General features: G+C 46.0%; 16 protein-coding genes. 9 read left to right on the top strand and 7 right to left on the bottom strand.

Annotated features, from left to right (window positions below):
- Nucleotides 1–199 precede the first annotated feature (199 nt).
- The 3 genes from QUB63_RS26770 to QUB63_RS26760 are packed head-to-tail and all read left to right on the top strand — an operon-like array spanning nt 200 to nt 4,793.
- A complete protein-coding gene (locus QUB63_RS26770; RefSeq protein WP_332948395.1) occupies nt 200–2,704 on the top strand; it encodes a dynamin family protein in 2,505 nt (834 codons plus the stop codon).
- 38 nt (nt 2,705–2,742) lie between these two features.
- Nucleotides 2,743–3,444: a hypothetical protein gene (locus QUB63_RS26765; RefSeq protein WP_332948394.1), complete on the top strand. Its 702-nt coding sequence runs from the start codon at nt 2,743–2,745 to the stop codon at nt 3,442–3,444.
- A 14-nt stretch (nt 3,445–3,458) separates the two neighbouring features.
- Nucleotides 3,459–4,793, top strand: a complete 1,335-nt coding sequence (locus QUB63_RS26760; RefSeq protein ID WP_332948393.1) for a hypothetical protein — start codon at nt 3,459–3,461, stop codon at nt 4,791–4,793.
- A gap of 372 nt (nt 4,794–5,165) precedes the next feature.
- Here QUB63_RS26760 and QUB63_RS26755 read toward each other — a convergent pair whose 3' ends face one another.
- Nucleotides 5,166–6,311: a hypothetical protein gene (locus tag QUB63_RS26755; protein ID WP_332948392.1), complete on the bottom strand. Its 1,146-nt coding sequence runs from the start codon at nt 6,309–6,311 to the stop codon at nt 5,166–5,168.
- A gap of 315 nt (nt 6,312–6,626) precedes the next feature.
- Nucleotides 6,627–7,463 (bottom strand): diaminopimelate epimerase, encoded by an 837-nt coding sequence (dapF, locus tag QUB63_RS26750; RefSeq protein ID WP_332948391.1) that lies wholly within the window; start codon nt 7,461–7,463, stop codon nt 6,627–6,629.
- 350 nt (nt 7,464–7,813) lie between these two features.
- Between dapF and QUB63_RS26745 the strand changes: the two genes are divergently transcribed.
- The gene (locus QUB63_RS26745) at nt 7,814–8,026 is read left to right on the top strand and encodes an Hfq-related RNA-binding protein (protein ID WP_332948390.1); all 213 of its coding nucleotides are present in this window, start codon (nt 7,814–7,816) and stop codon (nt 8,024–8,026) included.
- Nucleotides 8,027–8,235: 209 nt separating this feature from the next.
- Here QUB63_RS26745 and QUB63_RS26740 read toward each other — a convergent pair whose 3' ends face one another.
- Nucleotides 8,236–10,551, bottom strand: coding sequence for a cation:proton antiporter (locus QUB63_RS26740; RefSeq protein WP_332948427.1), 2,316 nt, complete (start codon nt 10,549–10,551; stop codon nt 8,236–8,238).
- Between the two features lie 118 nt (nt 10,552–10,669).
- Here QUB63_RS26740 and QUB63_RS26735 point away from each other — a divergent pair, with 118 nt between their 5' ends.
- Nucleotides 10,670–11,770: an acyltransferase family protein gene (locus tag QUB63_RS26735; protein ID WP_332948389.1), complete on the top strand. Its 1,101-nt coding sequence runs from the start codon at nt 10,670–10,672 to the stop codon at nt 11,768–11,770.
- A 314-nt stretch (nt 11,771–12,084) separates the two neighbouring features.
- On the opposite strand, the gene QUB63_RS26730 is transcribed toward QUB63_RS26735, so the two are convergent.
- Nucleotides 12,085–13,209, bottom strand: a complete 1,125-nt coding sequence (locus tag QUB63_RS26730; protein WP_332948388.1) for a formylglycine-generating enzyme family protein — start codon at nt 13,207–13,209, stop codon at nt 12,085–12,087.
- Between the two features lie 342 nt (nt 13,210–13,551).
- Here QUB63_RS26730 and QUB63_RS26725 point away from each other — a divergent pair, with 342 nt between their 5' ends.
- Together QUB63_RS26725 and QUB63_RS26720 are read left to right on the top strand one after the other, a co-directional pair.
- Nucleotides 13,552–14,403: a M23 family metallopeptidase gene (locus tag QUB63_RS26725; protein ID WP_332948387.1), complete on the top strand. Its 852-nt coding sequence runs from the start codon at nt 13,552–13,554 to the stop codon at nt 14,401–14,403.
- 205 nt (nt 14,404–14,608) lie between these two features.
- Nucleotides 14,609–15,148 carry a late competence development ComFB family protein gene (locus tag QUB63_RS26720; protein ID WP_332948386.1) on the top strand — a complete coding sequence of 180 codons (540 nt, stop codon included), beginning with the start codon at nt 14,609–14,611 and terminating at the stop codon, nt 15,146–15,148.
- A gap of 424 nt (nt 15,149–15,572) precedes the next feature.
- Here the strand turns inward: QUB63_RS26720 and psb29 are convergent, their stop codons facing one another.
- Nucleotides 15,573–16,286 (bottom strand): photosystem II biogenesis protein Psp29, encoded by a 714-nt coding sequence (gene psb29 / locus QUB63_RS26715; protein WP_332948385.1) that lies wholly within the window; start codon nt 16,284–16,286, stop codon nt 15,573–15,575.
- Between the two features lie 339 nt (nt 16,287–16,625).
- On the opposite strand from psb29, the gene QUB63_RS26710 reads away from it, so the two are divergent.
- Nucleotides 16,626–17,276, top strand: a complete 651-nt coding sequence (locus QUB63_RS26710) for a chromophore lyase CpcT/CpeT (RefSeq protein ID WP_332948384.1) — start codon at nt 16,626–16,628, stop codon at nt 17,274–17,276.
- 258 nt (nt 17,277–17,534) lie between these two features.
- Here the strand turns inward: QUB63_RS26710 and QUB63_RS26705 are convergent, their stop codons facing one another.
- Entirely contained in the window at nt 17,535–17,897 is a 363-nt protein-coding gene (locus QUB63_RS26705; RefSeq protein WP_006631392.1) for an STAS domain-containing protein, read from the bottom strand.
- A gap of 60 nt (nt 17,898–17,957) precedes the next feature.
- Nucleotides 17,958–19,001 (bottom strand): oxygen-dependent coproporphyrinogen oxidase, encoded by a 1,044-nt coding sequence (gene hemF / locus QUB63_RS26700; RefSeq protein ID WP_332948383.1) that lies wholly within the window; start codon nt 18,999–19,001, stop codon nt 17,958–17,960.
- Nucleotides 19,002–19,282: 281 nt separating this feature from the next.
- Here hemF and QUB63_RS26695 point away from each other — a divergent pair, with 281 nt between their 5' ends.
- Complete coding sequence (locus QUB63_RS26695; protein ID WP_332948382.1) at nt 19,283–20,353, top strand: Mrp/NBP35 family ATP-binding protein; 1,071 nt, start codon at nt 19,283–19,285, stop codon at nt 20,351–20,353.
- Nucleotides 20,354–20,472 lie beyond the last annotated feature (119 nt).

The following is a 20,472-nucleotide window of genomic DNA, read 5'->3' as shown; positions in this document are numbered from 1 at the left end:
CAGCTTAGTGTGTAGTATGCACCAGAGCAGAATAAACCTGTTAAAATTGAAATAATCAATCTCCGACGCACTCTACAAGTTGATTTAAGAGTCACTCTTTATTTTGTGGTCAGGTTTAAAACATCCGTGGATGTACGAGTTGCGATGCCGTGTCTCCTTAGTTATACTTAACAAAGATCATTAAGGAAGCATTTTTGCCATGCCTGTAATTGAATCTAAGTTAAACAACACGCGCAACCTTTTACAAGAATTAGGCAACTCAGTCTCTAGCTTAGTCAAATCGTCCCCGGATGTTTTTGCTGATTCGGGGATTCAATCTTGCCTACAGGATTTTTTAACTGTTTATCAAGAAGCCGTCCAACGCCTAGAAAATCCTAGTTTTCGGATTGCTACTCTGGGCACAACTTCCTCTGGAAAATCAACGATTGTTAACGCGCTGATTGGTCGGAAAATTGCGCCTATTGAAGCAGGGGAAATGAGTGGGGGTGTATTAACCATCAAACATTCTCAAGAACAGAGATTAATGATTGCAGAAACGGAAGATGCTGCTTGGGATGCTGGTGAATGGACGGGATTAAGCGATGAGGATTTATACCAGCGAATTAGCACCGTGATGCACTCCTATCACGCGGCGCGGAAAAAGCGTGAGTATGTTGCGCCACAAATAACAGCTCATGTTCCTCTTTTACCTGCTTGTGATGCTTCTTTACTGGGTTTACCCAACGGAATCGGAGTGGAATTGATTGATTTACCGGGATTGAAATCAGTTCAAGACCGGGCTAACTTAGCAACTATCCAAAAGCAAGTTAATAAAGCTTTTAGTTTAGTGGCTTTGGACTATATGCAGGTAGATGATGAGCACAGAAAACGCTTATTAGAAGAATTAAAGACAGTTGTCGGATATCTACAAGGTCGCACAGATTCGATGATTTTTATCTTAAATCGGGTCGATAACCGAGGAACCGATGATTTACCCCTATCAGAGCGGATTGATAAGTTAAGAGAAGAAATTAAAGATGTCTTATCGCTTCCAGAACTTCCTGATGTTCTGCCTTTTAATGCTCGTCTTTTATATTATGCTCAGTGTGCTTGGGGTTCAGGAGCTTTTAACGAACCGTCAACAGTTGATCTAGCGACAAGAACAAAATTCATAAAAGCACTTTTTGAAGACTGTTTTGGTACAATTTTTCAGTGTATTGGAAATAATCTGGAGTTAGCACAATGGTTTTTTAACCTCAGAACGCAAATCATGTCAGGTCACAATGTTGATGATGAAACCATGCTAAAAATTATCGACTATTCTTTAGAATGGAGTGGAGGTAGAGAACTTTGGGATCGTTTTCGTGTGCGGGTTCAAGAATCATTTGCTGAACTGGTAATACTTCCTGCATTGTTGGAAGTATTCGATAATTACGATGCTTTGGCAAAATCTCTCGATATTCTGATTCAAAGCAGAAAAATTTACAATCAAGAGCAGGTTGAACAAGAAAGAGATAACCTTGCTAAAATTCGTCAAAATTTACAGGAAAACATAAAAACAATTGGCAAAGAATTTAATGGTGAAATTAAGGAATTAATCGAAAAGCTTAAGAAAAACAACCCGACGACTAATGATCAACTTGTACAAGATGCTGTAAAAAAAGGGCGTAAGGGATTTGAGCCGATTTATGATGCTGTTCGAGAAGTAGAAGGAGATTTAATTAAAGTTTTAATTGTTCCTGTTCTTGATGCTTTTAAAAATAATCAAGGAGCTTTTGAACTCAGAGATAAACTAGGGGAAGTGACATCCCCCCCATTAGCTGAACATATTTCTAAAGCCTATGATCATGTTAGTCGAAGACTCACTAAATTTTCTTCAGACTCAGAATACTTAGTTAAGCGTATACGGGCTGATGATGATAAGGGGAAAAAAGAACTTGAACATGATGAACGCTATGTTCGCTTGCTATATCACACGATGAGAAAAGCTATGTCTGCAAGGGCAGAGTTTGTTCTACAATCAAAAGCAAAACAGTTTGAACAAGCTTTAGAATCATTAGTTGATGAACAAGTTAAGAAACTAAAGGTTTTTCTGACCGAGGGCAATTTTTCTTCGATTAATTTTGAAAAAGCAGCCATCAGTAATTTACGCAAAAAGTTAGCTCAAAACTTGCCAACTTTACCAGAAACATTTTTTGAATTGCCAGATAATATCAAGCAAAACCGTTCTAAAAAAACCGAAGTAGTTGGACAAAAAACAGAAGACGAAACACGCACCAAAACAGAACAGGAGAACTATGAAGAATCTTATCAGGAAGGGTCTTGCTTGAAAACAACAAAAACGAGAACAAAAACACGACCTGTAACTCGTACTTACCAAGAAGCAGTAACTCGTGATATTACCCAAGATGTTGAATACATCAAACTTTTCCTTCCATCTCCCGGCTTAATGGCAAAACAATGGTCAAGTGGAATTGAAAAAGGGAAAGGGAGTTTGTGGGATATTTTGCGTGAGTGGATTCTCCAACGGTTAGATTATGTTAGCGAGATATTTAAAGAATCCGTTGATGAGATTACCAATCTAGCTGAACGTGCTTTGCAGCAACAATTAAGTATTATTGAGGGCAATTTTGAGCAAGAAAAACAGTTTTGGCGTGAGTTTGAAGTTAAAAAAGATCATGCAACAGCAGATTGTGAAAAGTTACAAGAGATTTTTCGTCAGTGAAACAAGTTTTAAACCTAATGAAATTCAGGAGTTGAACAATGGAACCTAAAGAGATGGATATTGTATCACAATTAGTAGTAGGAGGAGCAGTATTAGTAGGAGGAGCAGGAGGAGCAGTATTAGGAGGAGCAGGAGGAGCAGTATTAGGAGGAGCAGGAGGAGCAGTATTAGGAGCAGTAGGAGGAGCAGTATTAGGAGGAGCAGTATTAAGAGGCGCAGTATTAGGAGGAGCAGTAGGAAGAGCAGCACTTGGTCCCAAGAAACAAGAAGGACAAGAATCACAACAGCCAACTAATAGAGAATCTTTTAATCTTCCATCTCCGCCAGGTGAAACTCCTCCTGTTCAGGAAAATGCTAAAGAATCTTCTATTTTAGTTTTAGTGATTTCCGCCTCGCACGCAGAGTTTCTTAAATCGCTAAAAGACAAAAATGATATTGATGTTAGTGAGGGAGAACAACTTTACCAAATTACGAGATATTTATGGCTAGGAACTGAAACTCAACTTTCTGAAAACAGACCTGATATCAATAAGTATTCAGTGGGCGGAGCAGAATCAGAATATAACATTTACTTGGTTGAGATTAAACTCAACCAAGATGATGATGGATTGAAGCCTAATGTCAATCAACTCGATAGATATGATGCTTTTCGTAAATTAGCTCATTTAGCAGTTGATGTTAAAGTTTCTGAGAGATTGCAAATAGAAGCCTACGAAAACCTTGAAGTTTATAATCGATAAACATAGAAAATAAAATGCTGATTGATACCACTCTTTTAGTTAACAATCCCGAAATTATCAATGGTTTACTCGATGGCTCAATGCAACGCTATGGAAGCGTTATTAGATGGGCTGCGGGAACTGTGAATGGTGGTCAAATTGTCCGCCATTTAGCCGAAACTCCCGGACTGACTAGCAAACTGATGACTGTTCCATTTTCTCCCATTTTGGCAGGAATTGATGTTATTGGTCATGGGCTTAACTATCATAAATTAATAGGTGTAGAGCGTAAATTAATCGGTCTTGAAAAAACCTTATCCTCAGTGATGGGGCTAAGTCAAATTGCTGCGGGCGCAAGTGTTTTAAACCTTGGTGTCAGTATTGCTGGCTTTGCCTATATGGGCTATAAACTGCACCAAATACAAAAAAGTTTAGGTCACATTCAACAGTCAATGGAAGAAGGCTTTAACCGTGTTGAATCTGGCTTAAATCGGATTGATAATCGCATGGAAGAAGGATTTAATCGAGTTGAATATAGGTTAAATCAGGTTGATAATCGCTTAGATAATATCTCTGGACAATTGGCATATCTGTATTTATTGGTAGAAGACAGCCGCCAAAAGCAAAAAAGCCTTGCTAAAGCTATTTCCCATCTTCATCAAGCCATGCTAATTCAAGAAATAGCTGCTTTAAAAGCTGAACTTGACGTTCGCTCTCTTTTTCCTGATGAATCACCGATATCTGCCATTAAAACAGCTTCCCGTGTGGGATTATTTCTCAGTAATCAAGCGATGCAAGCTACCCCAGAATTAGATGCTGAAATTATGCTTAATGCTGATGTTTCTATTCAAGGTTGGGCTGTAGCCCTAGCAACAGAAGCCAATCTTCTCTTAGAAATAGGGAAACATCAAGAAGCTAAAGAATTCCTGGCGTTACAAATCCCCCAATTTAAACAAGTCGCGGAAAGATGGGGTAAGGCACTAATCAATGATGAAAACACTTATCTATCTACTGCTTATCGCTTTACTAATTCTCGGTTTAAAAACCATATTACCTCAGAACGAGTAGAACGAATTACGGAAATATCACCAAGCGATCGCACTTTATCTCCTGACCAAATCCGAGGCAAAAAAACTAATGTTGATGTAGAGTTTGAAATGTCCTATAGTTCTGCTAAATTTGATCAAACATGGACACATCGCCAAATTGCTGTAGCTGAATATTTGGATGGATTGAGTGAACTTTCAGCCAGATTAGAGGGTTTAGAATCGTTTGCAAATCTGTGCGAAAGTAAAGGTGTTAAAAGCAGCCGTGAAATTCTGCCAGGGGATGACGCTGAACCGGGCATATACATACTACCCAGCACATAGGGTAGGGTGCGTCATATCAAATCCGGTAGCATCTGAATTAATATTACCCACAATCAGGACACGGCAGGGCCCATAAGTGTCAACTTAAGCTTTTTGTGCGCCAGTCATCCCGCCCACCCGGCAGTCCGCCAGGGAATGAATTCCCTGTCTAATAGCTAAAGTCCTCTCAAAGAGGACTGAAAAACTCATTAGTCCTCTTTGAGAGGACTTTAGCTTTGAGGCAGGGGTTTCAACCCTTGCCGGACTATCGGTTTTACGTTAAGTTGACACTTATGGGCGAAGCGTAGCGGAGGGAGTGCCGTTTCCCTACAATTAATGGGGGTAGGGAAACGGCACTGCCGTGTCCTCCGTTTCTCTCATCTCTGAGTGTAACTATAACCTTTTAATTTGCTCGATCGCCCAGTTAAAAGTTTCTATAACTTGCTGGAGAGCAAATTCGTCTTCCAAAGTAGATAAAGCCAGACTCGGCGACCTTCTCTCTCCAGGTTCTGTAGGTAGCGACAGACCGATCGAACTCAGCTTACTTCTCAATTCCAGCCAATTTGGTTCTGCATTAAACGGCGGTTGGGAACCGTAATTGTCAGCAGAAATCTCCATTCTGCCAGCAATATCTACAGTGAATAACTGATAGGGTTTTCTTCCCTTTTGAAGCAATTGAGCCGCGAAACCGCCGTAGGCATCCCCCGTTCCCCAGTGGATTTGAACTTCGGGTTCTTGACTTTTTGCCCAAAGGTATATGGCTCTTGCCATTTGCGCCTCGTCCGTACCCCGTCTGGCTTTGATTTCCGCAAAAAATGAAGATTCATCCCAGCGCCTTCTTTCGCGCGTGGCGCTGGCTTTTTTCTGCTGTGCTTCGGCTGTCTGACCGATCACTCTGGGAACCAAGGTTTTCAAACCGTCTTCACTTACATACTGCTTAATTTCCAGGGCCAAAACTTCAACCGGGTCCATTTGTTCGTTGAGAAATTCCACAACTCGGCGCATTTCAGCGGAAATCTCGTCAGCTACAAACACTAAGCGAACTTTACCGGCTTGCAAATTAGTTTTAACCTTCTGCCAAAATCTCTCTTCATTAGCATCCGCACCGAGAAACTCTTCAAAAATCTGTTCGGGATCGCGCCCCCGATCGCGACAATTAGCTTCAAACAGAGCAATAATTGAATCTATTGGCCAGTAAACCAACGCATTAGCAGCATAGTCGATCGACTGACCCAAAACTTTTTGCCGCAGTTCGGCATTAGGAGTGCGCCTGACATCCACCAAAGTAGGAACTGCATTTTGGTCGAGAAACAAATGATCCAGCGACCACTGGACGGCAGTTTCCTCATCGGTGGGCACTGCGGCTTCCCGCGAAATTAGCAGCCATCTCCGCGCCGTCGCCCGATCGATTTGGTCTCCCGCGATCAGATTAGGATAAGTTACTAGCAAGTCTTGTAACTGGTCTTCCGAGTCGTAGGGCTGTTCCATCATTTCTACCAGCCTGTCGTCGTCCTGAATCAAATAAATACCTCCAGCCATGCAAGTCCACCTACTTAATTTTAGATTTTAGATTTTAGATTTTAGATTTCCGGCTGAGTCATTAGTCATTAGTCCTGCCGTCATTAATCATTAGTCATCAGTAATCAGTCTTGGACCAATGACTTCACAAGGCGCAAGGCATTAGTCATTGAGCATTCTTCATACTTAAAGAATTCAATAAAAATTTTGAATTCAATAATTTTCCTTGTTTGTCAATTCCACAAAAAACTCCTTCTGACAACTGACCAATGACAACTGACCAATGACAACTGACAACTGACAACTGTCAACTGTCAACTGTCAACTGTCAACTGACTACTGACAACCAGTAAATACTCGCTGTGCCGGCCCAGTCATGTAAATCCGCCCAGAAACTTCTGCCCATTCGATTTCTAAAACGCCGCCGGGGAGTTCAACAGCAGTTGTACGATCGCACGAACCGACCAACACCCCAGCAACCACAGCAGCACAAGCACCAGTCCCACAAGCTAGAGTAACACCTGCGCCTCTTTCCCACACCCGCATTTTTACGTAGTCCGATCGTATAACTTGAATGAATTCGGTATTAGTACGCTGCGGGAAGGCTGGGTGGTGTTCAAATTGAGGCCCCACAGTTTCCAAAGCAACAGCCAAAACATCTTCTACAAAAGTAATGCAGTGAGGATTACCCATGCTGACACAGGTTACAGACCAAGATTTACCGGCAACTTCGATCGGCACATCTATAACTTTGCCCGACGGTGCAGCCAAAGTTGTCGGAATTTCCGCAGCCATCAGCCGGGGAACTCCCATATCCACCTTGACTTGACCGTCCGATCGCAATTCCGGGCTAATTACACCCGCCAGAGTGTGGATGCGGTACTGAGTTTTTGCCTCCTCACCTTCCAAATCGGCGATAAACTTAGCCAAACAGCGAATCCCGTTGCCGCACATTTCCGGTTCCGAACCGTCGGAGTTAAAAATCCGCATCGTATAGTCAGTGCCGTTTTGACCGGGAAGAGCAAAAATCGCGCCGTCTGCGCCGATCCCAAAATGTCGATCGCACGCGGACACAGCTTGTTCTGGCGTTAAAACTGGTTCTGACGAGTGGCGGTTGTCAATCAGAATAAAATCATTGCCCAGTCCGTGATACTTAGTAAACTCGATCGGCATAAAAACAAACCTCTGTTGACAGTTGACAGTTGACAGTTGACAGTTGACAGTTGACAGTTGACAGTTGACAGTTGACAGCTTTCCAGGTTGACAGTTGACAGCTTTCCAGGTTGACAGTTGTCAGAAGGAGTTTTTTGTGGAATGGACAAACAAGGAAAGTTCTTGAATTCAAAACTTTCTTTAATTCTTTAATTATGAAGAATGACCTGGGAAGGCCAATGCCCTATGACCTGGGAAGGCCAATGACCAATGCCCTCTGCCCTGGGAAGGCCAATGCCCTGGGAAGGCCAATGACCAATGACTAATGACTAATGACTAATGACCAATGACCAAATTACCCATTTCCCACTATGTCAGAATTTGAGACCGGATTGCCCAGCGTTCGCTTAATACAAAGCTACATCAAAGACAAAGAACAGGTAGAAATCAAACTCATGACCGGTGACTTGCTAGCCGGCAGAATTTTTTGGCAGGATCATAACTGCATTTGCCTCTTAGATCCCTCTGAAACACAAATTATGATCTCGCGATCGGCAATTGCTTATCTCAAACCCAACGCCTGAGGAGAGGGGGAGAGGCGGAGAGGCGGAGAGGGGGAGAGGCGGAGATGGGGAGACGAGGAAAATCTTTCCTGTTCCCTCTTCCTTCCATCCGTTACATCCGTTACATCCCCTACAGGGCGACGGAAGCCGAACTTCCGTCTTCCGCCTTCCGTCTTCCGTCTTCCGTCTTCCCTCTGACTAATGACTGACAACTGACAACTGACAACTGACTAATCGCTAAACAGCTTTTCGCTGACTTGGGCGGTAACAAAAGGCAGCTTTAAGGCAGGTTGCGGCACCGGAGGCGAGGCCGTCCGCTGCATCAAGCCGAGCTCGTAGAAGCCGCCGCACAGCAGCAAACGATCGCCCTCTTGCAAATCAGTAGTTCCGTCCGGCCAGCGAGTAAACTTCCCTTCCCGGCGGATCGCCCGCACCTGCACCCCGTACTGAGTCAACAAATCTACCTCTGAGAGTTTTTGACCCGCCCAAGGGCTGTTTGCTGGCAGCCTCAGCCACTGACAAGAACTGTCGCCCTGGGGCACAGCAACTTCGCCCTTCGCCAGCAACTCAAAACTGATCAGTTCTTCCGGTTCACCCACGACCAAAAGTCGATCGCCCGACTGCAAAGCTGCCTTCCCGTTAGGATAATCAATTTCCTCGCCATCTTCGCGGACGATCGCCATCACGCTGACCCCTGTCAACTGCCGCAAGTTAGTTTCTTCCAGAGTCATGCCGGCGATGGGAGAACCCGAAGGCAAGCTGTACCACTCGCTGTTCATATCTCGAACCGCCACTTTCAAATCCCGCGAAACCGCCAAAGGTTCGCGCGCCGGGCGCAATTCCAGATAGCGGCTGCTGCGAATTTGCTGGACTTCCCGCCCGATCGCCATTGCTGACAAACCCATCCCAGCCAGCAAGTGGGCCGACAGTTCTAAACTAGCCTCAAACTCCGGCTGCACAACTTCCCAAGCCCCGAGTTGGTAAAGCAGTTCAATGTCTTTATCTTTGTTGGCCCGCACCACAATATCCAAATCCGGGACTAATTCTAAAGCCCGCTTCAGACACAAGCGAGTGCTCATGGGATCGGGAAGGGCGATCGCCATTGATGCGGCCCGTTCCACCCCGGCTGCTTCCAACACGTGCAAGCTGGCAGCATTCCCGTAAATGTAGGGAATTCCTAGCACTCTGCACTCTTGAATTCTGCTTTCTGACTCGTCGATCACCACAATTGAACAGTTGCGGCTTTGCAGCATTTTGACTAAATTTCTGCCAACTCGCCCGTAGCCGCAAATCACAACATGATTTTGTTCCGGCAAAGTTTCAGCTATTTCCACAGGTTGAGATGTTTCGTCAAAATAGCGCTGCAAGGGCCCGAAATTTTCTGCCCACTTGAATAACTGCGGCACGCTTCTCAATACAAACGGCGTCAGCACCAGGGTGACTGCTGTCGTTCCTAAAATTAATAGGTAAACGTCTCGCGAAACCAGTCCCATAGCTTGACCGGAACTAGCAAGTACAAAGGAGAATTCTCCGATTTGAGCTAAGCCCAAACCTGCGATTAATGCTGTTTTTAGCGGATAGCCAAATAGTCGGACGATCGGCGTGACGATCGAGAATTTGCCGACAAATACTAGAAATACCAGTCCCAGAATTAATTCTAGATGGTTCCAGAGAAACACCGGGTCGATTAACATTCCGATGGTGACAAAAAATAAAGATGCAAAAATATCTCGCAAAGGCTCGACATAAGTTAGAGTTTGGTCGGCATATTCCACCTCGGAAATCATTAAACCCGCCACAAATGCGCCCATCTCGATCGAGAAACCCAAATATTCTGTCAGCAGCGCAATGCTTAAAGCCAAAACCACAACTCCCAGCAAAAACAGTTCCCGGCTTTCTGTTTTCGCGAGGTAGCGCAGCAACTGCGGGACGATCCAAATGCCCGCGACGACTGCACCGGCAGCAAATAAGCCGATCCGCAGCAGGGCCCACGCTACTGTCATGCCGATCGCCTCTGCGGGCTGGTTGAGGGCCGGCAAAACTGCCAGCATTAGCCCCAAAGCCAAATCTTGAACTACCAAGATTCCCAGCATGACTTGACCGTGGGAAGTACCGCCTTCATTGCGTTCCATCAAGCATTTGAGTACAACCGCCGTCGAGGAAAGCGACAGGATCGCCCCTAAAAACACGCCTTGGGCAGGTGATTCTACCCAGCCTACACCCAAGGAAATTGCAGTAGTAATGGCGATCGTCAGCACAATTTGCAAGCCCCCACCGCCCAGACTAATTGCTTTAACTCGATTTAGTTCGGCGAAGGAAAACTCTACTCCCAAGGCAAACAACAGAAAAGCAACGCCAAATTCAGCCAGGGTGTCTACCTGAATTAATTCTTTAATCAGTCCCAAACCGGCCGGCCCAACTACGATCCCTCCCAGAAGGTATCCGAGAATTACCGGCTGTCGCAACAGCGATGCAAAGAGTCCTCCTGCTGCGGCAGCAGCGAGAACTAGAACTAAGTCAACAATCAGTCGGAAGTCTTCTTGCACAACTTTATGAAAAAAGTGTAAAGTTATATTATAGTGTTTAATGTGTTGACTATGTTTGGCGCGTTGACTATAGTTGAGTAGCAAGCCCAACTGCCACTCTCGAACAAGGTATTTTCTCATGACAAAGAGTTCAAATCCTCACAAAAAGCTTAATCTCTTGCAAGTTTATCGAGGGATTGCGGCTTTATTGGTGGTAATGTTTCACGTCAACCAGATGAGCACCGAAAGATTAAATCAAGTTACTTTTTTTAATTTATTTCAGGCGGGGTGGAGCGGTGTTGATTACTTTTTTGTCTTGAGCGGTTTTATCATGGTGTACGTTCACCGATCGGCGATCGGTAAAAAAGACCAGTTAAAATCATTTTTAGTCAAGCGCTGCGTGCGAATTTACCCGATCTACTGGATAATTACTCTGACAGTTTTGTGTTTCTTTCTAGTAATTCCCGGTTTTGCTAACAATCAAGATTTAAGTTTGACCAAGATAATTCTGTCGCTGCTCTTGATTCCTCAAAAAAACAAGCCCATTCTGGATGTAGGTTGGACGTTAGTTTACGAAATATATTTTTACGTATTGTTCAGCATAGCTATCTGGCTAAAGCCTAAACAATCTGTGCCTATACTGTCGGCTTGGCTATTTGTGACGGTTCTACATTTTTGGAAAATAGATACAATAGTAAAAATTACCGAGGCTTTTTTCGGGCTGAATATAGTATTTGGAAATATGAATCTAGAATTTGTTTTGGGCGGCTTGGCGGCGTATATCGTGCTTAAATATAACAAGAAAATTACCAATTACAGATGGATATTATTTGGGATAGCAAATTTAGGATATCTTATTTTAGCGCTGCTGGTGGCTTGGGGCAACATTGAGTTCGAGCGCATCAATACTTTTGCAGTGCTGGCAGCTTTGTTAATCGTTGCTTCTACTTCGATCGACCTCAAGGATTCTCCGAGAATTCCTTATTTTTTCATCTTCTTGGGCGATGCCTCGTATTCAATATTTCTGATCCACAGTCCGGTGATATCAGCAAGTACAAAAATTGTGCAAAAGGCGAATTTAGGAAAATATTTCGACGGTTTCTTTGCCCCGGCTATGGTGGCATTGTTGGCCGTAGTTGTCGGCTGCATATTCTACTCTTTGATCGAAAAACCATTGACAGTTTATCTGCGGAAAAATGTTGTTGAAAAAATGTTTCTTCCGAAGGCACAACCAAGCTAATTGTGTGGTGCGGCTCTGTGAGATGTGCGGTGCGCTCGAGCTTAACTTGCGTTCGATCGATTGACCGCCATACGTCGGCAGGGGCGGGTTTTTGAGATTGTCAATGATTGGCTGTTGTCAATATCGAGAAAAATTGAGCGATCTCAAAGCGACGCACCGCAAAATCTAATTAGTTCGATCGCACAGTCTTTTGGATGGTGCGTCGCTGACAGATTATCGCTAGAAATTGTAGATTGTAGAAGGAGCCGCACCCTACAAAGAATCAACAGAGAAAAGAGCAAAATAGCCAGAGAGAAGAGCCCTTGCCGGGAAAACTAGGATGGGGAAGAATACGACGACATTGCTACCCGAAAACCCTCGATCGAAGAAGAGCCCATGCCTTCCCGATACGGGCTGTGACACAGGTACAAGATGCGATTGAAGCGATCGGAATCTGTATGGTTGATAGACTCAAGGTTCATCCGAATTGAGAGTGGGAGAATACCGCCAGTCGGTGCGCCTTTGTCGGTATTACCCAAGTTAATGCCGCACCATTCCGCAACCTTGCCGTGCATATCGTAAAGTCCAAAAGCATTGGGCCCAAAACTCCCCACATCGTTTATTTGGCGATGAAGACCATGCGGTGCATCAAGGTCGGGATGATTGCCTTTACGGTTAACTTCTATTATAGTTTCCATAAAAAAATCACCATCAAATGAGGCTGTTGTATTGGCACGACAGGCATATTCCCATTCTGCTTTACTCAGGAGACGATATTTTTTACCAGTTTTTTCCGATAGTTTTCTAGAGAATCTGAAGGCCCAACGCCACGATACATTTTCAACAGGACGTTTTTCGCCTGTGAAACTCGATTCGTTGATTCTCTTTCCCATTACTGCTTCCCACTGTGCTTCGGTGATGGGGTATTTGCTTGCATAAAAAGCGGGTATTGTGACTTGATGCTTCTCACCTTCCTCATAAACTCTATATCTATCACCTTCTGTTACTGGCGAACCCATCATCAATTTACCACCGGGAATGTAAACCATTTCCAGCACAATTGAGTTCCCTAGGTCTTCGGTGAAGCAGAAAGCAAATGACTTAAGGCGGCTGCTTTCTTTTCCATACCGATCGACTGCGATCGCCTCAAACTCAAATATATGAGAATAGTTTTGTAAATATTGTTCTACCTTCTCATCATTTCTATCTTTCAGCAGTGAATAGGCAGCTAATTTCACCTGTATGGAGTCGTCGCCTAATGCTCCAATTATCAAATCTAAACCAGCTTCTCCATATTTCAGTGCTTCGGACAGTGCAGCGACTCTCGCTTCGACATCGGGCGATGCCAAGCGGCTCTTAACGCCGGCAATTCCTCCTAGTACCGCCAAATCCCTAGGAAGTGAATTTTTCCCCCCAAGGATGGCATCATATTCTCCGGGTCGATCTTGCTCGTTTGGCATGATATTTTGACCTCAGTACGATTAATATCTACGATGCGATGGTTATAACATATATATATAATATAGGTCAATATTCATGGCTTATGCAGCTACGCTAAAAACCTGAAAAATAATTAGTGGCGCTTGGCGTTTTCACAGGCGACACTTAACAGACTTCGCAGGAGTGATAATGCTTTGCTCTTTAAGGTAAGAGGGTGCTAAGATAGCATTTTTTGTGTAACATTAGCTAGACAAAGATTAAGGATATCGGACATGACAGCGACTGTGAATCGAGCCAACTCCGAATCAATTGCGGAAATAGTTGTGCGTGCTATTTTGAAGTGTAGGCTGTTGAACGCACGCATGAAGAGATCGATTTCGATCGCACCAATTGTTGCTGGCATTCTGAGTTTCACTGTGCCGGCGCAAGCTTTGCAGGTGCAGGTGACACCGACAAATCCTGAACTGGGTGATACGCTGTCGGTAATTATTCAGGTTGACGGTAACGGCGGGGAAACTCCAAAAGTGTCTTTACAGCAGAAAAATTACCCTGCTTTTGCGATCGGCAACGGCCGCTTTCGGGCCCTGCTGCCGACGACGCCGCTAGAGAAACCCGGTGCCCGCCTTCTTCAAGTCTCGGGTGAGGGACAAGTGCAGAAGTTGAACGTGCAAGTGCGCGATCGAGATTTTCCCACTCAATCCATCTGGCTGCCGCCTGGGAAAGACGAGGAAGGTACGGATGCCGAATTCGATCGCGTAGACGCCTTTAAAGCACTGGTGACACCCCAAAAATTCTGGGACGGCAAATTGTTGCGCCCCAACTCCGGCGAAATTACGACTATTTACGGCGTGCGCCGGTACTATAATGGGGTATTTGCTAAGGACTACTACCACCGCGGCGTCGATTACGCGGGCGCTTACGGTTCCCCTGTAGTCGCACCGGCCGCCGGTCGCGTGTCTCTGGTGGGGCGCGAATCCCAAGGGTTCAAAATCCACGGGAATGTCGTTGGTATCGACCACGGTCAAGGGCTAGCAAGTATTTTGATGCACCTCAGCCGGATTGATGTTAAGGAGGGCGAGTTCGTGAAAGCGGGTCAAGTAATTGGTGCTCTGGGGTCTACGGGGGCTTCGACAGGCCCTCACCTGCACTGGGGACTTTACGTGCACGGGCAGTCGATCGATCCGGTACCTTGGCGGCTTCAGGGAATTGAGTAAGACTTTTTTACCGATTTTGACGAATTTAGCTGTCAATTATGGGGTAAGTTTGTGGCTGGGGTGTGCGGATAACTCTGGGTTCTCAGTATTGAGTTATGATTTGTAGAAAAATTCTCAACTCAACCCTCAAAACTCGAATCTCAAGACGCCAGCAATCGCGTCTTTACAAAACTTTATTGATGATGCCGTTGAGCGGGAAGCATATATGAGTATTGAAAAAATTGTTGAACAGGCTTTGCAAGACGGCTATTTAACGCCGTCTATGGAAGCTGAGGTGGGACGGATCTGCAATACGGCTTCTGAATTGTCGATCGAAGAGTACATGGCTCTCGATCGTCTGATGGGAGCTTTGTTGACCGGAGAAGTTGTGGTTCTGCCTCGCAAACAGTTCATCAATGTGATGGAAGAGTTGGTGCTGAGCGATGCGATCGCTAGGGTGGCAGAAATTGAGGCGAGTAGCGACCTGAGTCTGGATGTGGGAGATATTGCGGCTTATGCTTTAAATAGGCTGCCGCCTCTGTACGCTACGACGGAAGAGGGAGCTCACTTTCAAAGGGCTAGGGCTAAAGAGCAACTTCACGATTTGATTTCCAAAGAAGTCAACGCAGCGATCGCGCGCAACTTGGACAGACCTGAACCGGTAAACCCCACAGCTTTGGGTAAGCCGTCTTCTGGAACCGAAGTTCTGTCTAATCTCAGCAATTGGCTGCAAGCTAATGCCGTTAATTTTGAGCCGCAGCCGTAGCACCACCTCCAACTGCTCGGTTTCGCCGGTTAAGTAGATCCCGCTCTATTCAAAAAGCGGGATTTTTAGTTTTTTGAGCCACAAACATTAATCTGTCGGCATTCGCCAGAAGGCATTTTTGACAGTTGACAGTTGACAGTTGACAGTTGACAGTTGACATCTACCTCTACCTAGAAGGAAGAGGATTAGATTAATGAATCGTCTTCTTTTAATTTCTCCCTAGAAGGGTTCCGGCTTTAAACCAATTCTTTTAGGTCACAAGACATCCGTCAGAATTGAAGAAAAAAATTTTAAAGGAATTGTTTATTTGCTACCTAAAACAAACAATTACCTTTTCCTTCTTGCCTCTGCCCTCTGACTAATGACTGATGACTAATGACAAATGACGAATGACCAATGACCAATGACCAATGACTTCAAACGATTAATTATTGCTGTCAGAAGAGTCGGATGAGGGGCCGGCAGTAACTTTTGTTTCTCGCTTTTCGCGTTTTTTCCGTTCCGCTTGGATGACATCTTGAAGCACTATTCGCGCTTGGGCCATTTTTTCCAAATTGCTGCGGTACAAATCTAAATCTTTGCTAACTTTGTCTTCAGGGAGGTGCAAGGCGGCACTGACTTTGGCGATCGCGTCGTTGCGAGTTTCTGGTTTTTTTACCATCTCGGGGTCAGCTTTTTCTAACATCGAGAACAAACCGATCGCGAACAAGCGACTGTATTTAAATTGAGGGTTGCTGGCGATCGCCCCTAAGGACGCTTGCAAATCTCCTGTATCTTCAAAGCTGGTGGAGCGATCGAGCCACGAGAGCAACTCAGACCCGGAAAGGCGCTCCGCCAAGCTTTCCAATCTTTGAGCGTCTTGCTTGTAGCGATCGGGATTGTCTTCTAGGGACTTGCACAAAGCGTTAAAAATCGAAAGTCTGTCTGCTTCTGGGGCGTACCCGAGCATGAATCGATCGAATGCTGTCACCACGCCCAAAGCATAAATCGGGTCGTATTGAAAATCGACATTTGCCGAAAGCAAGTGCATTTCTACCATCAACTCTTCCACCACTCGACGGTAAATTGAGTTAATCGGTCGAGTGTGAATCGTATAGAAACTTCGCTTAGTATCTGAAACAGTACGGTTATTGTTCACCTGAGTCTTATAGATAAATAATTTTGCCGCCGCGGGTGGGCCAGCGCGGCATGAGTAAAGTCGGGGGAGTCGATTGGCGATCGGGCTGACAAAAATTGCCAGTTTTTTTTAGCTGTGCCGCCAAGACAGCGAGGCAAAATTTTACCCCGGAAGATTTTGCGGGCGATCGGCAGCAACAATTAATATGTCGCACTACCAGGGCAAAAGCCAAGTATCTTTACAATCATAGCTCTTCTGGGATCGGTGATAAATCTAATCTTCTGACTTTGCCGACCCTGCTCTGGCTTAGCACAATATTTTTTAATTGTCAAGCACTCATTTCTCAAAAATCACACAAACATGACAATTTCTCCTGAATTAAGAGCTTTAGCCCAGTACATGGCGGGCGAATTTGACAACCGGGAACAAGCGCTAGCAGACCCGGCTTGGTACGTTCACCTGCGTTTCTGGCAAAGACCCCTGCCGGTTGCTCTATTTTCTGAGCCCAGCATTGCCCTGTTTGCCGAACAAGCGAACATTCTCGAATTAGACAAGCCCTACCGCCCCCGCATCGTGCAACTGAGGCACGTTAAGACAGCGCCGGGACAGATAGAAGCTCAGTATTATATGTTCAAGGATATCGCAGCCGTCAAAGGAGCCGGTCGCAACCCCGACTTGCTAAAAAAGCTAAAGGCGGAGCAAATCCAACTCCTCCCGGGCTGCACCCTTTCCGTTGCAGTGCAAAATTTAGGCTCAAACCGCTATCGCTTTCGGGCATCTCTGCCTCCGGACACTCGCTGCGGTTTTACCTACGACGGGCAAAATTACCAAGTAGACTTGGGATTTGAAGCCTCCGGCGAGGAATTTCTCAGCTACGACAAAGGAATAAGCCCCACGACAGGTAAGGCTATCTGGGGAGCTTTAATGGGCCCTTTTAGATTTGTCAAGCGTCAGGATTTTGCTTCTGAGATATTGGCGAATACGCTTGGGATCGGATCGGACGGCGGTTGAAACCGCGTAAGCGTCAAACTTTCGTCCGCGGAGGCGGACGAAAGAAGAAGATCGAGTAATTTTCACCGCCTTTGTCTTTAACCTGCACGCCTGCTGGTGCAAGTTTGTGCAGACGCGATTTCAATCGCCCGGTCTTCTTCAACCTGCACGCCTGCTGGTGCAAGTAGAAGAAGAAGAAGCGGTTTCAACCGCCCGGTTTTCTGGGCGAGTCTCAAGGTTAAATTGTCTTTACACCGCAATCGATGTCAGCAAGAGCAATCAACTGGCGCGCGGCACCCCCTCTAGAGCTTCTTCTTCCGTTTCAAAGATTTCAAACACAGAATCCATCATGGTGACTTCAAACACCAGTTTGGCTTCTGGATGAACATTGCAAATGCGGAAACTTCCCTTAACTTTATCGGCATCGCGCATACCCGCTACCAACGAGGTCAGGCCAGAACTATCGATAAAGTTTACCTGACCAAGATTCACGACGACATGGCGGCTGAGTTTGGAAATACACTCTTGCAACTTGAGGCGGAATTGCCAAGCTGTCGTGATGTCCAACCGTCCTGTCGGTGCTAAGACGATAACTGTTGTACCGTCTTGAAGCGTGTGGGTTTTTTGATCAATATGAATCACTGACCCTTCCCTCAAATTTATTACTATTTATCGCGGTGGTTACTTTCCCAGTAGTTTAACTCAGGTCGGTGACTGCTGAGGCATCCAATTCGCCCAATCTTGCGGTTTTAAGAACTTGGAGTAGAGTTCGGCTTCTGGAGAGTTGGGTTCTGGTTCGTAGCAATATTCCCAGCGTACCAGAGGTGGCAGGGACATCAGAATCGATTCGGTGCGTCCGTTGGTCTGCAAGCCAAAGGTCGTGCCTCGATCGTACACTAAGTTAAATTCGACGTAACGGCCGCGGCGGTAAAGTTGGAAATCGCGCTCGCGATCGCCGTATGCTTTCGATCGGTGCTTTTCAACAATCGGGGTGTAAGCCGGCAAAAATGCCCGGCCGCAGTCCTGTACGAAGGCGAACAGCGACTCCCAGCTTCTCGGCTCCGGGTTTCCGACATTCTTGCTGTACTCAGCAGCTTTCCCTTTGACATTCTGGTCGCGGTAAAGCGGGCCTTGAGCGTTTTGGTAGTCAAAAAACAGGCCGCCGATACCGCGGGTTTCTTGGCGGTGCGGGAGGTAAAAATATTCGTCGCACCAGAGTTTAAAAGTCGGATAATAGTCCGAATGGTGTTTGTCGCAAGCTGATTTCAGAGTTTTGTGAAAATGAGCTGCATCCTCATCCAACAGGTAATAAGGAGTCAAATCGACACCGCCGCCAAACCACCAAATCGGCCCCGCCTCAAAATAGCGGTAATTCAGGTGAACCGTAGGCAAGTAGGGATTGCGGGGGTGCAGCACCATCGAAGTGCCAGTGGCGTAGAAATCGTGACCGGCAGCTTCTGGGTGCTTGGCCAGAATCAAAGCAGGCAAACTTTCGCCCCAAACTTGGGAAAAATTGACTCCGCCTTGTTCAAACACATTGCCTTCGCGCATGACGCGAGAACGTCCGCCGCCCCCTTCGGAGCGTTCCCAAGAGTCCTCTTTAAATTTGCCGCCGCCATCGAGCTGTTCGAGGGCTTGACAAATTTCGTCTTGTAGGCTTTTCATAAATTGGCTGACTCTAGCTCTAGAGTCAGCGGGCGGCAAAAACGGGGAAGTGGTTGTTTTAAGTGTGGTAGAAACTGTCATCCGATTTTAGATTTAAGATTTTAGATTTTAGATTGAAGAATTGCGACCACGGATCAATTCGGGGATTGTGACCAAATTGCTTTCGGTCGTAGAAATTCTTGCCGATCGCATTTGAGTTTGAGATTGACCGTGAGTCCCAAATCCAGTCGTCATGTAATTATGCCACCGCAGGTCTGCAAATGATCGCAATGAAGATACATTAAAAAATAGCAACAAAAATATACTTAAACTTGCGATCGAAAATTCGCTCACACAATTGCAGAGCTATGGTGGAGAACACAATGCCCAATACACTCGATATTAGTTCAGTCTTAGAAATCCTGCGACCCGTGCAAGACCCAGAACTGCAAAAGAGTTTGGTGGAATTGAACATGATTCGTAACATCAAAATTGACAGCGGTGCCGTCAGTTTTACTCTAGTGCTGACAACGCCTGCTTGCCCGCTGCGAGAATTTATTGTCGAAGATTGCCAAAAAGCGGTCAAACAGTTGCCAGGAGTCGAAAAGGTGACTGTGGAGGTGACAGCCGAGACCCCGCAGCAGAAAGGAGTGGTCGATCGCCAAGGCATTGAAGGAGTCAAAAATATTATCGCAATTTCCAGCGGCAAAGGCGGCGTCGGCAAAAGCACGGTAGCGGTAAATGTGGCTGTAGCCCTGGCGCAAACCGGCGCTAAGGTGGGTTTGCTGGATGCGGATATCTACGGGCCCAACGACCCAAATATGTTGGGTTTGGGGGACGCGAAAGTGATGGTGAGGGACTCAAAAAGCGGGGAAAGCCTCGAACCCGCTTTCAATTACGGCGTCAAATTGGTGTCGATGGCGTTTTTAATTGACAAAGACCAGCCTGTTATTTGGCGAGGCCCGATGTTGAACGGGATCATCCGGCAGTTCCTCTATCAGGTAAATTGGGGCGATTTAGATTATCTGATTGTCGATATGCCTCCGGGTACTGGAGACGCGCAGTTGACAATGGCGCAAGCGGTGCCGATGGCGGGTACGGTGATTGTGACGACGCCGCAGACGGTGGCTTTGTTGGACTCCCGCAAGGGGTTGAAGATGTTCCAGCAGTTGGGAGTGCCGGTGCTGGGAATTGTGGAAAATATGAGTTATTTTGTGCCGCCGGATATGCCGGACAAGCAATACGATATTTTTGGTTCCGGCGGCGGGGAAAGGACGGCGGCGGAGTTGGGAGTGCCGCTGTTAGGCCGCATTCCGCTGGAAATTCCGCTGCGGGAAGGTGGCGATTCGGGTGTGCCAATTGTGGTGGGGCAACCGGGTTCTGCTTCTGCTAGGGAGTTGCGGGCGATCGCGGGACGCATTGCCGGTAAAGTTTCTGTAGCAGCCCTAGCCTAACTGTTCGCCAGTGTCCGCCAGGGAATGAATTCCCTGACTAATAGCTGAAGTCCTCGCTATGAGGACTAAGGAGTTAATAAGGTTTAAAAGTCTTCTTCTGAGTCCTCTTTAGAGGACTT

This window comes from Microcoleus sp. ARI1-B5 (assembly GCF_036705795.1).
Classification (GTDB): Bacteria; Cyanobacteriota; Cyanobacteriia; order Cyanobacteriales; family Microcoleaceae; genus Microcoleus.
Note: the sequence above shows the minus strand (reverse complement) of the source record. Positions and strands in the feature narration are given on the sequence as shown.

Excerpts from the sequence above, each read along its gene's own strand:
- QUB63_RS26770 (WP_332948395.1), top strand. The coding sequence starts at position 200 with ATGCCTGTAATTGAATCTAAGTTAAACAACACGCGCAACCTTTTACAA.
- QUB63_RS26760 (WP_332948393.1), top strand. The coding sequence starts at position 3,459 with ATGCTGATTGATACCACTCTTTTAGTTAACAATCCCGAAATTATCAAT.
- QUB63_RS26765 (WP_332948394.1), top strand. The coding sequence starts at position 2,743 with ATGGAACCTAAAGAGATGGATATTGTATCACAATTAGTAGTAGGAGGA.
- hemF (WP_332948383.1), bottom strand. The coding sequence starts at position 19,001 with ATGACAGTTTCTACCACACTTAAAACAACCACTTCCCCGTTTTTGCCG.
- QUB63_RS26710 (WP_332948384.1), top strand. The coding sequence starts at position 16,626 with ATGACAATTTCTCCTGAATTAAGAGCTTTAGCCCAGTACATGGCGGGC.
- dapF (WP_332948391.1), bottom strand. The coding sequence starts at position 7,463 with ATGCCGATCGAGTTTACTAAGTATCACGGACTGGGCAATGATTTTATT.
- QUB63_RS26720 (WP_332948386.1), top strand. The coding sequence starts at position 14,609 with ATGAGTATTGAAAAAATTGTTGAACAGGCTTTGCAAGACGGCTATTTA.
- QUB63_RS26725 (WP_332948387.1), top strand. The coding sequence starts at position 13,552 with ATGAAGAGATCGATTTCGATCGCACCAATTGTTGCTGGCATTCTGAGT.
- QUB63_RS26695 (WP_332948382.1), top strand. The coding sequence starts at position 19,283 with ATGCCCAATACACTCGATATTAGTTCAGTCTTAGAAATCCTGCGACCC.
- QUB63_RS26745 (WP_332948390.1), top strand. The coding sequence starts at position 7,814 with ATGTCAGAATTTGAGACCGGATTGCCCAGCGTTCGCTTAATACAAAGC.
- QUB63_RS26755 (WP_332948392.1), bottom strand. The coding sequence starts at position 6,311 with ATGGCTGGAGGTATTTATTTGATTCAGGACGACGACAGGCTGGTAGAA.
- QUB63_RS26730 (WP_332948388.1), bottom strand. The coding sequence starts at position 13,209 with ATGCCAAACGAGCAAGATCGACCCGGAGAATATGATGCCATCCTTGGG.
- QUB63_RS26735 (WP_332948389.1), top strand. The coding sequence starts at position 10,670 with ATGACAAAGAGTTCAAATCCTCACAAAAAGCTTAATCTCTTGCAAGTT.